At 66.3% G+C, this 15656-nt stretch carries 12 protein-coding genes; 8 read left to right on the top strand and 4 right to left on the bottom strand.

Features of this window, described 5'->3' with window-relative positions:
- The first annotated feature begins 19 nt into the window (after positions 1-19).
- Positions 20-1483: a YcjX family protein gene (locus J2R76_RS36905; RefSeq protein WP_253625678.1), complete on the top strand. Its 1464-nt coding sequence runs from the start codon at positions 20-22 to the stop codon at positions 1481-1483.
- Complete coding sequence (locus tag J2R76_RS36900; protein ID WP_253625677.1) at positions 1480-2511, top strand: YcjF family protein; 1032 nt, start codon at positions 1480-1482, stop codon at positions 2509-2511. The genes J2R76_RS36905 and J2R76_RS36900 overlap by 4 nt, the downstream gene beginning before the upstream one ends.
- A 115-nt stretch (positions 2512-2626) precedes the next feature.
- Here the strand turns inward: J2R76_RS36900 and J2R76_RS36895 are convergent, their stop codons facing one another.
- A complete protein-coding gene (locus J2R76_RS36895; RefSeq protein WP_253626123.1) occupies positions 2627-4168 on the bottom strand; it encodes a glycosyltransferase family 39 protein in 1542 nt (513 codons plus the stop codon).
- A 220-nt stretch (positions 4169-4388) separates the two neighbouring features.
- Here J2R76_RS36895 and J2R76_RS36890 point away from each other — a divergent pair, with 220 nt between their 5' ends.
- From J2R76_RS36890 to J2R76_RS36870, 5 genes are all read left to right on the top strand, one after another.
- On the top strand, positions 4389-6134 hold the full coding sequence (locus tag J2R76_RS36890; protein ID WP_375166552.1) for an adenylate/guanylate cyclase domain-containing protein: 1746 nt from the start codon (positions 4389-4391) through the stop codon (positions 6132-6134).
- A 162-nt stretch (positions 6135-6296) separates the two neighbouring features.
- Entirely contained in the window at positions 6297-6524 is a 228-nt protein-coding gene (locus tag J2R76_RS36885) for a hypothetical protein (RefSeq protein ID WP_253625676.1), read from the top strand.
- A gap of 208 nt (positions 6525-6732) precedes the next feature.
- The gene (locus J2R76_RS36880; RefSeq protein ID WP_253625675.1) at positions 6733-7932 is read left to right on the top strand and encodes a molybdopterin-dependent oxidoreductase; all 1200 of its coding nucleotides are present in this window, start codon (positions 6733-6735) and stop codon (positions 7930-7932) included.
- 11 nt (positions 7933-7943) lie between these two features.
- Positions 7944-8255, top strand: coding sequence for a cytochrome c (locus tag J2R76_RS36875; RefSeq protein WP_050386875.1), 312 nt, complete (start codon positions 7944-7946; stop codon positions 8253-8255).
- A gap of 283 nt (positions 8256-8538) precedes the next feature.
- Positions 8539-8739 (top strand): cold-shock protein, encoded by a 201-nt coding sequence (locus J2R76_RS36870; RefSeq protein WP_057019268.1) that lies wholly within the window; start codon positions 8539-8541, stop codon positions 8737-8739.
- 213 nt (positions 8740-8952) lie between these two features.
- Here J2R76_RS36870 and J2R76_RS36865 read toward each other — a convergent pair whose 3' ends face one another.
- The 3 genes from J2R76_RS36865 to J2R76_RS36855 all read right to left on the bottom strand — a co-directional run bounded on the left by J2R76_RS36865 (position 8953) and on the right by J2R76_RS36855 (position 12424).
- On the bottom strand, positions 8953-11025 hold the full coding sequence (locus tag J2R76_RS36865) for a tetratricopeptide repeat protein (protein ID WP_253625674.1): 2073 nt from the start codon (positions 11023-11025) through the stop codon (positions 8953-8955).
- Positions 11026-11234: 209 nt separating this feature from the next.
- On the bottom strand, positions 11235-11858 hold the full coding sequence (locus J2R76_RS36860; protein ID WP_375166585.1) for a hypothetical protein: 624 nt from the start codon (positions 11856-11858) through the stop codon (positions 11235-11237).
- A gap of 104 nt (positions 11859-11962) precedes the next feature.
- A complete protein-coding gene (locus tag J2R76_RS36855) occupies positions 11963-12424 on the bottom strand; it encodes an Lrp/AsnC ligand binding domain-containing protein (RefSeq protein WP_038386239.1) in 462 nt (153 codons plus the stop codon).
- Between the two features lie 114 nt (positions 12425-12538).
- Between J2R76_RS36855 and putA the strand changes: the two genes are divergently transcribed.
- The gene (putA, locus tag J2R76_RS36850) at positions 12539-15547 is read left to right on the top strand and encodes a bifunctional proline dehydrogenase/L-glutamate gamma-semialdehyde dehydrogenase PutA (protein ID WP_253625673.1); all 3009 of its coding nucleotides are present in this window, start codon (positions 12539-12541) and stop codon (positions 15545-15547) included.
- The last annotated feature ends 109 nt before the right edge of the window (positions 15548-15656 follow it).

Below are 15656 nucleotides of genomic sequence, written 5' to 3'. Positions count from 1 at the left end.
GGGTTTTCGTTAACCCTCCATGCCCCCCAGCTTCACTGATATCGTCGAGGAAGCCCGTCTCTCGGCGCGGGCGCTGCTCGACTACGGCGAGGGGTTCTTCAACCCGACGGTGCGGCTCGGCGTCACCGGCCTGTCGCGCGCCGGCAAGACCGTGTTCATCACCGCGCTGGTGCACGGTTTGACCCGCGGCGGCCGCTTCCCGGTGTTCGAGGCCTATGCCTCGGGGCGGATCGCGCGCGCCTATCTCACCCCGCAGCCCGACGATGCGGTGCCGCGCTTCGCCTATGAGAAGCATGTCCGGACATTGGTCGAGGAGCGGCGCTGGCCGAACTCGACCACCGACATCTCCGAGCTTCGTCTCGTGATCGAGTATCAGCGGCAAAATGGCGCGGACCGCACGCTGACCCTCGATATCGTCGACTATCCCGGCGAGTGGCTGCTCGACCTGCCGCTGCTTAGCAAGAGCTACGAGCAATGGTCGGCGGAGAGCCTTGCGCTGTCGCGCGAGCCGCTGCGCGCAAAACTCGCGGCGCCCTGGCACGCCCATCTCGCGACGCTGAAGCCCGAGGCCAAAGAGGACGAGCAGGCCGCGCTCACCGAAGCACGCCTGTTCACCGACTATCTGCGCGCCTGCCGCGACGAGCGCTTCGCGATGAGCCTGTTGCCGCCCGGCCGCTTCCTGATGCCCGGCAATCTCGCCGACACGCCGGCACTCACCTTCGCGCCGCTCGACGTGCCCGCAGGCGGCAGCGCGGGTGACGGCTCGCTGTGGGCGATGATGCGGCGGCGCTTCGAGGCCTACAAGGACGTCGTGGTGCGGCCGTTCTTCCGCGACCATTTCGCGCGGCTCGACCGCCAGATCGTGCTGGCCGATGCGCTCGCCGCATTCAATGCCGGCCCCGAGGCACTGCACGATCTCGAGGCCGCGCTCGCCGGCATTCTCGACTGCTTCCGGATCGGCCGCAGCACGATCCTGAGCGCGCTGTTCCGGCCGCGCATCGACCGCATCCTGTTCGCGGCAACCAAGGCTGACCATCTGCACCACCAGAGCCACGACCGGCTGGAGGCCGTGCTGCGGCGGATCGTGGCCAAGGCCGCCGAGCGCGCCGAATATGCCGGCGCCGATATCGACGTCGTCGCGCTCGCCGCGGTGCGCGCCACGCGCGAGGCGCAGGTCCAGCGCGGGCGCGACCGGCTGCCGTCGATCCTCGGCATGCCGGCGCCGGGCGAGGTCGCCAATGGCGAGCGGCTCGACGGCGAGACCGAGGTTGCGACCTTTCCCGGCGACCTGCCCGACAATCCGGAGGACCTGTTCAACGGCGGTTTCCGCGGTCTCTCAAGCTCGGACACCGAGGCCGCGGACTACCGCTTCCTGCGCTTCCGTCCGCCAAAGCTGGAACGAAACGGCGATGCAGAGCCGGCGCTGCCTCACATCCGCCTTGACCGCGCTCTCCAGTTCCTGATCGGAGACAAACTGCAATGAACGAGAAGACGCCCCCGCGGCGGCCGGCGACGTTCAAGCTCGACGATCCCGGCGTGGTCGTGATGGATCCGGACGACGGCGGCCGCCTCGCCCGCGGCACGATCCAGATCGTGCCCGAGGCCGAGCCCGCGCAGCTCCCGGTCCCGGTCGATACGCCGCTGGTGCCGGCGCGCCGCGGCTTCCGCTGGGGCACGCTGTTCTGGAGCGCGGTCGCGGGCCTCGTGGTGCTCGGCACCGGGCTTGGCGTCCTCAACCTCGTCGAGGACCTGTTCGCACGCAATGAAGGCCTCGGCTTCCTCGGGCTCGCGCTCGCCGTCATCGCCGCAGTGGCGCTCGCGGTCGTGACCACGCGCGAGCTCGTCGGCCTGGCAAGGCTTGCGACGATCGAGAAGCTGCATCTGCGCGCCGCCGAGGTGCTGATCAGCGACGACCGCGCCGCAAGCCGGGTGATCGTCGCCGATTTGCTCAAGCTCGCGCACCAGACCCCGCAGCTCGCTCGCGCCCGCAGCGCGCTGCAGAGCCACACCGACGACATTATCGACGGCGCCGACATGATCCGCCTCGCCGAGCGCGAATTGATGACGCCGCTCGACGAGGAAGCGCGGCGGCTGGTGTCTTCAGCCGCGCAGCGCGTCTCGGTCGTCACCGCGGTCAGCCCGCGCGCGCTGTTCGACGTGCTGTTCGTGTTCGTGGCGAGCTTGCGGATGATCCGGCAGCTGGCGCGGCTCTATGGCGGCCGGCCCGGCGCGCTCGGCATGATCCGCCTGCTGCGCCACGTCATCGCGCATCTCGCGATCACCGGCGGCATGGCGGCCAGCGACAGCCTGATCCAGCAGATGCTCGGTCACGGCATCGCTGCAAAACTGTCACAACGCCTCGGCGAAGGCATGCTCAACGGCCTGTTGACCGCCCGGCTCGGCCTCGCCGCGATCGACGTCACCCGCCCGCTTCCCTTCAACGCCCTGCCGCGCCCGGCGCTGACGGATCTCGCGAAAGACCTGATCCGCAAGCGCGAGGAAGAGGAATGAGGTGCTTGCCTCGCCCCGCTTGCGGGGAGAGGCCGGAATTTTCGCGAAGCGCAAATTTCGGGTGAGGGGGAGTCTCCGCGAGACCAACTCTCGCCGTCCCCGTGGAGACTCCCCCTCATCCCGACCTTCGCAGAGCGAGCTCTGATCGTCTCGTCCCCGCAAGCGGGGAGAAGGAGGAGGCCAGCACGCGCCAGCGGAAGAAAGTGGTGTCCGGCGGCGGCGACAGATCGGGGGTCCAGCCGCTGATCTTCTCCAGCGCATAGGTGTCCATCACCATGCCGCGCCAGCTGCGCGTCACGCGCTCCAGCGGCTGGCGCACCGCTGATGTCTCGCTCCACAGCGGCAGATTGTTCTCGGGCTCGCGCCCGACATAAATGCCGGCGTGATCGCGGATCTTGCTCATGCCGGGATCGGCAAAGCCCTGGAAGCGGCCGCGTTCGTTGATTTCGATGACCGTCACCTTCCCGCGCAGCAACCAGCGCAGCATCGCATAGGTGCGATAATCCGTGGTCGCGACCCAGGTCGCGCCGGTCGCCTCAACCTGCGCCAGCGTGCGCGCAGCCACCACATCGTAGCCCGCCTCGGTGCCGATCGGATCGGTGCGGCCGATCAGATTCCACGGCGCGAACATGTAGTAGAGGAAGACGCAGACGACGAACACGATGCCTGATGTGATCGCGGTCCGCGCCCAATACACCGTCGATTTGACGAGCCCGACCGACCAGCCCTCGAACGGCATCCGCGTGACGTTGATCGCGACCGCCGCAAATCCGGCTGGCCACAAAAACATCGGCCAGGTGTCGCCGACCCGCAGCGTCAAGGACTTCCAGAGGAAGTAGATGGACGGCACCAAGACCGCGGTCGCCAGCAGGATCGCAACCGGCTCGCGCTTGCGATAGCCGCGCCATGCCGTCAGCGCGGTGCCGAACAGCGTCACCGGCAGCAGCACGAAGCCGACCAGGCCGAACTGCATGCCGACGAATTCGCCGACGGTGCGCAGCGTGAAGGCGCGCTCGGCGGTGGCGCGCACCGCCTGGAAGCGGAACGAGGCCCAGTCGTGCTCGGCATTCCAGATCAGCACCGGCGAGAACACAACGATCGCGATCAGCGCGGCAAGATACGGATACGGGCTGCGCAGCCAGCGCCAGCGCCAATCCGGCACCAGCGCAAAGGCGAGCACCGCCGGCGCGAACATGATCGCGGTGAATTTCGACAGCAGCGCCAGCCCGGCAAACAGCCCCGCGGCGAGCCACCAGCGCCCGTCACCGCTTTGCGCAAGCCGCACCAGCGACCACAGCATCGCCACCGAAAACGGGATCAGCGCCGTATCCGGCGCGACCTTTGCCATCAAGAGGCCGTAATACAGCGCCGCCTCCGGCAGCAGCAGCGCCAGCATCACGGCGCGGACGTTGTTGGCCGTCACGCGGCGGATGATGTCGGCGAGCAGGAGCTGGGTGGCCAGCATCGCGACGATGCCGCCGAGGCGGACGCCGAGATTGGTGTCGCCGAGGATCGCGGTGCCGAAGCGGATGAACCAGGCGACCATCGGCGGATGGTCGAGGAACGACAGCACGTTTTCCTTCGACCAGGTCCAGTAATAGGCCTCGTCGGTGCGCAGATCGAGCGCATGGGCGTAGACCAACCGCATCGCGGTCATGGCAACGATCACGGCGATGACGCCCCGCCAGTCCGGCGCGCGCGAACGGGCCGGCTTAACGCTGTTGTTATCGGCTCCAGGTTCGGCTTGGGCTATCGTCACGGCGCGCTTTTTGTTCGACTCTTAACGGAGTGTCAACGTGCCGCGCGGCCCGCTCTCACGGCTGGTCCGGACCCGCGGTGGTGTTCAGCGCGGGAATTAACCACTAGACTTGCCGATCATGAATCACATGGCCTCCCCCTCGCGCGAGCACTTGCAGGACATGGCCCGCGGTATCGGCCTGCGGCAGGTCCGCATCGTCACGGGGGCGATCATGTTCGCCTACCTGACCAGCCATTTCCTCAACCACGCGCTCGGCAATATCTCGACGCAGGCGCTGGCGATCGGGGTCTACTACCACACCGAGTTCTGGCAGTTCCTGCCGGTCGCGATCGTGTTCTACAGCGCCTGCCTGGTGCATACCGGGCTCGGCATCTGGGCACTCTATCAGCGCCGCGAGTTCCACTGGAAGGCGATCGAGCCGCTGCAACTCACGCTCGGCCTCAGCATCCCGATGCTGATCGTCGCCCACGTCGTCGGCGTACGGCTCGGCCAGACCCTGTACGGGCACGAGAAGCTCTACCCCCAGGAGCTGTACACCTTCTTCATCGCCTCGCCGAACCGGCTGTGGCAGATGCTGGCGGTGCTGGTGATCGCCTGGGTGCATGGCTGCATCGGCCTGTATTTCTGGCTGCGGCTGCGTCCGTTCTTCAAGCGCGCCGCGCCGTTCCTGCTCGCCGGAGCCGTGCTGATCCCGACCCTGGCGATGCTCGGCGTCTACCAGGGCGCCCGCGCCACGGTCGCGGATTATCAAGATCCCGACTGGCGGCGCGAGGAGCTGTCGGTGCAGAAGCTCGGCACAGCGGCGCAGGGGAGCACGCTCGAGAAGATCACCGACGGCCTGACCATCGGCTATCTCGGCCTGCTCGGCCTCGTGCTGCTGGCGCGCGGCGCGCGGGCCCTGCTGGAGCGTCGCGGCGGCATGATCGCATTGTCCTACGGCAACGGCCGCACGCTGCGGGTACCGAAGGGATTGAGCGTGCTGGAAGCAAGCCTGCGCTACAACGTGCCGCATGCGAGCGTCTGCGGCGGCCGCGCACGCTGCTCGACCTGCCGCATCCGCATCATCGGCGACCACGCCGGATTGCCCGAGCCCTCGCCGCGCGAAGCCTTCGTGCTGCACCGGGTCGGCAATGACGATCCGTCGATCCGGCTGGCCTGCCAGTTGCGGCCGACCGCCGACCTGAATTTCTTCCAGCTGTTCCTGCCGAGCACGACATCGGCCAACGCGCACGCCGCCAATCCGGCACGGGTCGGCCAGGAGCGCTATCTGGTCAGCATGTTCGTCGACATGCGCGGCTCGACGCAGCTTGCCGAGAAGCGGCTGCCGTTCGACACCGTGTTCATCGTCAACCGCTTCCTCGGCGCGGTGTCGCAGGCGGTGCTGGAAGCCGGCGGGCGGCCCAACCAGTTCATCGGCGACGGCATGCTGGCGCTGTTCGGGCTTGCCACCGACCGGCAGGTGGCCTGCCGCCAGGCGTTGCGCGCGGCGGCGCTGATCGCAACCCATATCGACGAGCTGAACCAGTTCCTGAGCCACGATCTGCGCGAGCCGATCCGCTTCGGCATCGGCATCCATGGCGGCGAGGTGATCGTCGGCGATATCGGCTATCGCGACCACATGGTGTTCACGGCGCTCGGCGATGCCGTCAACGTCGCGGCACGGCTGCAGGACATGACCAAGGCGCTGGCCTGCGAGGCGATCATCTCGGACGAGGTGCGCGTCACCGCCGGGCTGGCCGACGATGCCCTGCCGGCGCAGGAGGTCGCGATCCGCGGCCGCAACGAGCCGATGACCGTGCGCACGGTCGAAAAGACGCAGCTCCTATCGACGCTGGTCGACGACCGGCGTGCCGTCGCGGCCTGACCGGTTCATCTCAGCTTCAGCCCAATGTGACCTGCCGCACACCCGCCGGTGCGTTCAGCAGAGATGCTCGAACGTGCCCGGTGCCGGATGCGACTGACTGGCGATGGGTAACACTGCAACCGCGCCGCGACAGAGCTCAACGCGCATCCGAAGGAGAAGACCATGTTTCGCAAAGTCACGCTCGCTCTCGCCACTGCCGCAACCCTCGGCACCGCCGCGCTGGCGCCGACCGCAGCTTCCGCCAAGCCGTTCTTCTGGCATCCGCATCACCATCACTTCTGGGGTGGCCCGGGCATTGCCGTCGGCTTCGTCGACTCCGGCTGCTACGCCACCCGCCTGGTGCTGACGCCCTATGGCTATCGCTATCGCACCGTGAACGTCTGCTACTGATTGAACCTTCTACTTGGATGGAAACGCCCCGGTCGCCGACGCGACCGGGGCTTTTCGTTGTTGCGACGCAACGCTGCGAAAGCTCAATTGACTCGCGGTTGTCAGGTGCGACATTTGGACCGCGCGCATTCCATGATGCGAAGGCGCGCAAGGCAATCTGGGCCTGGTGATGACCGGCTCACGACAGAACAGCTTCGGAGGAAGCGGAATGCTCGATCGACGAGACTTGATGAAGCGCGCCGGATTGGCCGCTTTGGTGACGGGGCTGGGATCAAGGGGTGCATTCGCCCTCGACACCGTGACGCTGCCCTTTGGCAATGGCGAGCGGCCGCTGGTGCGCTACCCGCAAAAGCGCCCGATGATCGGCCTGACCGCCCGCCCGCCGCAGCTGGAAACGCCGTTTGCGGTCTTCAACGACGGCCCGATCACGCCGAACAATGCGTTCTTCGTGCGCTATCATCTGGCAGACCTCCCCTACAATCTCGATCCGGACAAGTTCACGCTGGAGATCAAGGGCAAGGTCGACAAGCCGCTGAAGCTGTCGCTGAAGGACATCAGGAAGCTGAAGGCGAGCGATATCGTTGCCGTCAACCAGTGCTCCGGCAACAGCCGCGGCTTCTTCAGTCCGCGCGTCGCCGGCGGCCAGCTCGGCAACGGCGCGATGGGCTGCGCGCGCTGGCACGGCGTGCCGCTGAAGACCGTGCTCGACATGGCCGGCGTGCAGGCCGGAGCCAAGCAGGTCACCTTCAACGGCATGGATGGTCCGGTCAGCGACAAGACGCCGGATTTCGTCAAGGCACTCGACATCGACCACGCACGCGACGGCGAGGTGATGCTGGCCTGGGGCATGAACGGCGAGGACCTGCCCTTCCTCAACGGCTTCCCGCTCCGCCTCGTGGTGCCCGGCTACTACGGCACCTATTGGGTGAAGCACCTCAACGAGATCACCGTTATCGACAACGTGTTCGAGGGCTTCTGGATGAAGTCCGCCTACCGGATACCGGATACGCCGAACAATGCGGTCGAGCCCGGCACCGCACCGAAGGCGACGATCCCGATCAATCGCTTCACGGTGCGCTCGTTCATCACCAGCGTTGCCGACGGCGCCAAGCTGAAGGCCGGCCGCACCATGCTGCGCGGCATTGCCTTCGACGGCGGTAAAGGCATCAAGGAGGTGATGGTCTCGACCGACGGCGGCAAGAGCTGGACGCCGGCCAAGCTCGGCAAGGACCTCGGCAAATACGCATTCCGCGAATGGAAGTTGCCGGTGAAGCTCGCGGCCGGTCCCGCAGAGCTGAAGGTGCGCGCCACCAACAATGCCGGCGACACCCAGCCGGTGGATCCGTTGTGGAATCCGGCCGGCTATCTGCGCAACGTCGTCGAAACCGTGCGCGTCACCGCAGCGTGAGGAGAAGCATCATGACCAGCAAGCTGCTTCCATCCCTCGCCGCGATCGCCGCGCTGTCGATCGGCGCCGCCATCGCCGCGCCCGTGAACTACACGGTCCCCGAGGAAACCGCGGCCTTCAAGCCAGGTCCCAACCTCGAGGTGGTGCAAAACAACTGCACCGCCTGCCACTCGGCCGACTACATCAAGACCCAACCGCAGGGCGAGAAGTTCAAGAAGGATTTTTGGCAAGCCGAGGTGACCAAGATGATCAAGGTCTACGGTGCGCCGATCGACGAAGCCGACGTCGGCAAGATCGTCGAATACCTCTCCGCGACCTATTGAGACGCCGCCGGTCGATCCCCGCGCGCCGGCCGAAAAGGCAGCGCGCGGGACGATCGATCCAGTTCGGTACACCGGAACCGATCCGTTTTTGCAGCGCATCAATTGACCACGAAACGGGCAATCCGGCGTAAAACCCCCGCAAAGCGGGTTGTTTCCGGTCAAAAACACACCGTCGTTTGATCTACCCAGCTTTTTTCAAACTGCTATCCTGTCGTTGCGGACAAGCCGGTTTTTGCGGGGACCGACTGGTCTGTTTTCGATTGATTCCGCGGAGACGACTGGAATGCCCAAAGGTACAGTGAAGTGGTTCAACCCGACCAAGGGTTATGGATTCATCCAGCCCGCATCGGGCGGCAAGGACATTTTCGTTCATATTTCAGCAGTTCAGAAGGCTGGCCTTCAGACCCTCAACGAAGGTCAGTCGGTTGAATACGAAGAGATTGCAAATCGCGGCAAGACGTCAGCCGAAAATCTCAAGGTCTAGCGTCACAGCGCCAGATCCGGCGGCGCACTCTCGGACGCCATCCGGGAGTGGGGGCCGATCCACACACCAGACAACGTGACGTTCGGCGGGGCGGGCACGATGCCCGCGCGCCATGGCGTTGAACTATATGGCGTTGAACTATTTCGGCGGCCACCGCTCGCGCGCCGACGACTGCCTTTTGCGCCGGGAAGCGCGCGGCTGCGCATTGCAGCATCACAGGCACGTGCCGCTCTGGCCGTTGCCGCACGGCACCCGCTTCGACAGCTGCTGAACCTTGCGCTTCGACTCGGCCTGCGCCAGCACGTCGAACACGCTTGACGGGGTGAGCTGCGTGGCCTTGCGGAAGTCCTCGGTCGCCTTGTCGACATGGTTGAGCGCCTCATGCGCCTTGGCGCGGGCGAACAGGCCCTCAACCGTCTCCTTCTGCGCGATCGCCCGGTCGAGATCCTCGACCGCCTTGTCGTAGTTGCGCAACGCCGACCAGGTGATGCCGCGCAATGTCAGCGCCGGCTGATAATCGGGCCGCGCAGAGAGGATGAAGTTGAGATCCTTCATCGCGTTGTCCGGCTTCTTCAGCCCGAGATAGGCCCGGGCGCGCAGCACATGCGGGAAGGCATCGTTGGGCGCCCGCGTGATGATCTGGTCGAAGGCGGCGATGGCGCGGTCGTACTGGGAGGAAGTCAGCATCGCGAGCCCGCGGCCGAGCTGTGCCGTCGGATTGTTCGGGCTTCGCTCCAGCACAGCGTCGATATCGACCAGTCCCTCATCGGCGCGGCCCTTGAGCATCAACGCGAGGCCGCGCCACGATTTGGCGATCAGATTGGTCGGCACCAGCGCCAGGGCCTGATCGAAATCCAGGAGCGCCTTGTCGAGCTGATTGAGGCCGATATGGGCGAGCCCACGCTCGGTGAAAGCGAGCGTCTCCTTGGGATTGAGCGAGATCGAATGATCGTAGTCGGCGAGCGCGTCCTGCACCTTGCCGGTGCCGGCCTTGACGAGGCCACGCGCCAGATAAGCCAACGAATTGTTCTGATCGAGCGTGATGGCACGGCCGGCGTCGGCCATCGCTTGATCGAACTGCCGCGTGCCGGCGGCATTGAGCGCGCGGGCCGCCAGCAGCTGCGGATCGTCCGGCTTGACCTTGAGCAGGGCATTGAGATCGTTGCGCGCGTCCGCCGACCGGCCGAGCTTTGAATAGGCCAGTGCACGCAGGCGCAGCGCAGCCTCGTTGCGGGGATCGCCGCCCAGCACCTGGGTGAGATTGGCAACGGCGCCCGCGTAGTTGCCCTGTGCGACGAGCTGCTTGGCCTGCTCGACCTGCTGGTTACCCGCCGCCGGCCCGGCTGGCCGCGCCGGCGGCGCGCCTGGAGCCGGTGCGGCCTGCGGCGGCGCGGCGCCGCCTGCTGCCCTAGCGAGTTCGGCCTGCATCGTGACCGCCTGCTGGCGCTGCTGCTGTATCTCCTTGTTGTCGGGAAGCACCGCCAACAACCGGTCGAAGTCGGCAATCGCGCGGGCATAGTCACCCTTGGCGCTGTAGAGCTGGGCACGGGCGAAATAGGCGTTGCGCTCGGCCTGCGGCGCCTGCGCGATCGCACGCGAGAAATCCTCGATCGCTTTATCCATGTCGCCCTTGCGGCGATGGGCCTGACCTCGCCAGTAGAATGCATTCGGCGTGCCGGCGTTGACGGCAATCGCGGTGTTGGCGTCGGCCACCGCCGCATCGGGCTGTCCGGTTTCGACATAGGCCCGCGCGCGCCCGACACGGGCAGCGGGAAGATCCTGCCGCAACGTGATCGCCTGGTCGTAATCCGAGATCGCATCGCTCCAGGCGTGCTGGTCGGCGCGCAGATTGCCGCGCGCCAGGAAGCCGAACGGGTTCTTCGGCTCGAGCTCGATCGCGCGATCGAAATCGGCGCGGGCCTGATCCAAGCTGCCCTTGCGTTGCTGGACATAGCCGCGCGCGATCAGCGCCGGCACGAATTGTCCTTTCAGCTGCACCGCTGCATCGGCATCGCTGAGGGCCTGATCGATCTTGCCGCGCGCGATGCCAAATCGCGAGCGGCCGGTGAAGGCCTTGGTGCGGTCCTCCGTGGAGCGTGCGGTATCGTTGATGATGCCCGAGCACGCCGCCTCGGCCTTGTCCGTCGGCGGCCCGCTGCAATCCTCGACATCGCCCGCGCGGGCCGGACCGGCGAGCACGGGCCAAAGTAGCAGCGCAAGCGCCAGCAGCTGTGGGAAACGAACGCCGCGGGTGGCGGCATCAATGCAGATCGAACGTGAACGCATATGGTAGCCTCGGGTTGACCGAATGCTGCCGGTGTTAACGCGTCACTTGGTTCTTATGGTGATCGGCACTGAACGTATTTTTTGGAACCATATCGTGCGAAGCTATTGTTCGAATCCTGGCATTCGGTTCCCAGCGTCGCGCGGAACGCTATCCCTGCGATCAATGAGGATAGAACAGCGCGGAACGCGCAGCTGCGACGCTCAGCCGTTCAATCTTCCGTCACCCATTTGGCGACGGTCATGACATCAGGCGGTTGCAGATAGCCGCGGGGCCAGAGATCGACCGCCCATTCCACCTTGGTCGCGCGCTCGACGAGAACGGCGGTGTTGTGCGGCGTTTGCACCAACGAAAATCCGCGGTAGTGGGGATCCCCAACGTCGTGAAACCTGAACAGGTTCCACGCCTGCATCACCAGCATCAGGCTGGTCGTGTTCCGCGTCGTGTCCCAGCAATCATAATTGTGTTTGTCGTCGTTGGCGCGGAAATCCGCTTTCGCCACGCGCTTGTCGGTGCCGAGGATCGGCCCCATGCGCCGGTCGAACCAGATCACGGCCTTTTGCACGGCCGCGCGTTCGGCGGCGGCATTGGCGCGGCCCGTGGCCATGATCTTGGCCAGAGCCGCCCGGTCGGCTGCGCTGAAGTCGAGCATCTCGCGACGCCGGCAGACGAAGCCGTAACAGACGGTCATCGCCGTCGCCGACGGCGGATAGATCGAGACCGAGGTGTAGAGCTGCAGGATGCCGGAGCTGAGCTCGGCCGCGCGGGCCGGCATGGCCGACGGCAACGACAGCATGAGCACAGCAAGCGCGCCGGCAAATCCGGCCCGCTTCATTCGTATCGGCTGATCAGCGTCTTTCATGAACCACCGCCCCAACTCGACCAAAGGATTATCGCGGGCGTGTCGCGATGCCAAGACATCCGGCGCATGGCTGTGGATCAGACCGGCAGCGGCGCGTCGCGCTTGACTTCCTCCATCACCGCGTAGGTTCGCGTTTCGCGCACGCCCGGCAGCGCCAGCAGGGTCTCGCCGAGAAACCTGCGATAGGCGGTCATGTTGGCGACCCGCGCCTTGACCAGATAGTCGAAGCCGCCGGCCACCATGTGACACTCGAGCACTTCCGGCGCGGTCTGGACCGCCCTGGCGAACTTCTCGAATACATCGGGCGTGGTCTTGTCGAGCAGCACCTCGACAAACACCAGCAGGCCAAGCCCGAGCCGGTGCGGATTGAGCCGGGCGCCATAGCCCTCGACGAAGCCGTCGCGCTGCAGCCGCTTCAACCGTTCGCCGACCGAGGTCGGCGACAGGCCGATCCTTTCCGCCAACTCCACATTGGCAATCCGGCCATCCCCTTGCAGGATCGAGAGGATTTTGCGGTCAGTCTTGTCGATTTCTGTCATATCCACGGTAATTCTCGAATTGATCCTGATTTTCTAAGGCAAATCTGCTAATTTGTCTATCGAACTACGGTTCACTAGCGCGTACGTGTTCCCACACAATCTCAAGGAACCGCCATGCCAGACCCGTTGCCGCTCCCGCCCCCGTTCAGCGCGCCGTATGCGCCAGACGACAGCGCCATCGCCGCCCGCCTGCGCCAGGACGCGACGCTCGGCGCGGAGGCGGAGGCACGGATTGATCGCACGGCAACCCGCCTGATCGAGGCAATCCGGGCCAACGACGATCCGCTTGGCGGGGTCGAGGACATGTTGCGGGAGTTCGCGCTGTCGACCAAGGAAGGGCTGGCGCTGATGGTGCTGGCGGAGGCGCTGCTGCGGGTGCCGGACGCGCGTACCGCCGACCAGTTCATCGAGGACAAGCTCGGTCAGGGCGACTTCGTCAACCACGAGACCAGATCGAGCGCGTTCCTGGTCAACGCCTCGGCCTGGGCGCTCGGCATGTCGGCGCGCGTGATCCAGCCCGGCGAGACGCCGCAGGGCACGATCGGGCGGCTGACGAAGCGACTCGGTGCGCCGGCGGTGCGCGCCGCGACACGGCAGGCGATGCGGCTGATGGGCAGCCATTTCGTGCTCGGCGAGACCATCGAGGCGGCGCTGTCGCGCGCGCAATCGCACACGGCGCGCGGCTCGCGCTATTCGTTCGACATGCTCGGCGAGGGTGCGCGCACCGCCGACGATGCCCATCGCTATTTCGAATCCTACGCCCGCGCGATCGAGGCGATCGGCAAGGCGGCCGGCGATCAGCCCCTGCCCGACCGGCCCGGCATCTCGGTGAAACTCTCCGCGCTGCATCCACGCTTCGAGGCGGTGAGCCACGCGCGGGTGATGACCGAGCTGGTGCCGCAACTGGTCGATCTCGCGCGCCGCGCCAAGGCGTTCGACCTCAACTTCACCGTCGATGCCGAGGAGGCCGACCGGTTGGAGCTGTCGCTCGACGTCATCGCCGCCGCATTCGCCGACCCTTCGCTCGCCGGCTGGAGCGGCTTTGGCCTCGCGATCCAGGCCTATCAGAAGCGCGCCGCCGACGTCATCGACTATGTCGATGCGCTGACGCGCGCGCTGGATCGCAGGATGATGGTGCGCCTGGTCAAGGGCGCCTATTGGGACACCGAGATCAAGCGCGCGCAGGAGCGCGGGCTCGACGGCTATCCGGTGTTCACCCGCAAGGCGATGACCGACCTGAACTACGTCGCCTGCGCGCGCAAGCTGCTGGCGCTGCGGCCTCGGCTGTTTCCGCAATTCGCCACCCACAACGCGCTGACGGTCGCAACCATCCTCGAACTCGCCGACGATCCCTCAAGCTTCGAATTCCAGCGGCTGCACGGCATGGGCGAAGCGCTCTACGCCCAGCTCGGCGAGGACAGGCCCGAGATCGCCCACCGCACCTATGCGCCGGTCGGCAGCCACCGCGACCTGCTCGCCTATCTGGTGCGGCGGCTGCTCGAGAACGGCGCCAACTCGTCCTTCGTGGCGCTGGCCGCCGACAATCGCGTGTCCATCGTGGACCTGCTGCGCCGCCCGGCCGAGATCGTCGGCACCGACGACAAGGCGTCGCACTCCGCGATTCCGTTGCCGGCCGAGCTTTATTGGCCGCAGCGCGAGAACTCGCACGGCATCGAATTCGGCGAACGCAAGGCGCTCGGCGCGCTGACGTCGGCGATCGCGGCCGAACGGAAGGCTTCGCCTTCCGTCACGCCATCAACCACCGAGCAGGCGAATGCCGCCGTTGCCGCGGCGCGCTGCGGCTTCAAGGCCTGGAACGCCACGCCGGCCATAAAGCGTGCGGCGATCCTGGACAAGGCCGCGGAGCTGCTCGAGCAGCGCCGCGCCCACTTCCTCGCTCTGCTGCAAAGCGAGGGCGGCAAGACGCTCGATGATGCGCTATCGGAAGTGCGCGAGGCGATCGACTTCTGCCGCTACTATGCCGCGCTGGGGCAAAAGCTGTTCGGCGAAGGCGAGACGATGCCGGGCCCGACCGGCGAAAGCAATGTGCTGGAGCTGCACGGCCGCGGCGCGTTCGTCGCGATCTCGCCGTGGAATTTCCCGCTCGCGATCTTCCTCGGCCAGGTGACGGCGGCATTGATGGCGGGCAATGCGGTGATCGCAAAGCCGGCCGAGCAGACGCCGCGCATCGCAGCCGAAGCCGTTGCCATGCTGCATCAGGCCGGCGTGCCGCCATCGGCGCTGCATCTGATCCAGGGCGACGGCGCGGTCGGCGCCGCGCTGGTGGCGCATCCCACCATCGCCGGGGTCGTCTTCACCGGCTCGACGGAGGTCGCGCGGTCGATCAACCGCACGCTCGCCGCCAAGGACGGCCCGATCGTGCCGCTGATCGCCGAAACCGGCGGCATCAATGCCATGATCGTCGACGCCACCGCGCTGCCCGAGCAGGTCGCCGATGACGTCGTGACCTCGGCGTTCCGCTCCGCCGGCCAGCGCTGCTCGGCGCTGCGGCTGCTGTTCGTGCAGGACGACGTCGCCGACCGCATGATCGAGATGATCGCCGGCGCCGCGCGCGAATTGAAGATCGGCGATCCCTCCGAACCGTCGACGCATATCGGACCGGTGATCGATGCCGACGCCAAGCAGCGGCTCGATGCGCATATCGCGCAAATGAAGCAGGAGGCGCGCGTGCATCTCGCCGGCGAGGCGCCATCAGGTAATTTCGTCGCGCCGCACATCTTCGAACTGTCGGCGGCCGGGCAATTGAAGGAAGAGGTGTTCGGCCCGATCCTGCATGTGGTGCGCTACCGCGCCGACAAGCTCGGCGAGGTGCTGAGTGCGATCGAGGCGACCGGGTTCGGGCTGACGGTCGGCATCCATTCCCGCATCGACGACACGATCGAGCACGTGATCGACCGCCTCCAGGTCGGCAATATCTATGTCAACCGCAACATGATCGGCGCGGTGGTCGGCGTGCAGCCGTTCGGCGGCAGCGGCCTGTCCGGCACCGGCCCCAAGGCCGGCGGCCCGCATTACCTCGCGCGCTTCGCCACCGAGCAGACGATCACCATCAACACCGCCGCCGCGGGCGGCAATGCGGCGCTGATGGCGGGGGTGGAGTAATACTCATCACCGACATGTCATTCCGGCATGGTGCATGGGCGCCAGGTCCGGAATGACTTGGTTGCATCGTGCCCCCCAGATGGGTCAAATGGCGGTCCGATCGGGATCA

Source organism: Bradyrhizobium sp. USDA 4532, assembly GCF_024171315.1.
GTDB lineage: Bacteria > Pseudomonadota > Alphaproteobacteria > Rhizobiales > Xanthobacteraceae > Bradyrhizobium > Bradyrhizobium australafricanum.
Note: the sequence above shows the minus strand (reverse complement) of the source record. Positions and strands in the feature narration are given on the sequence as shown.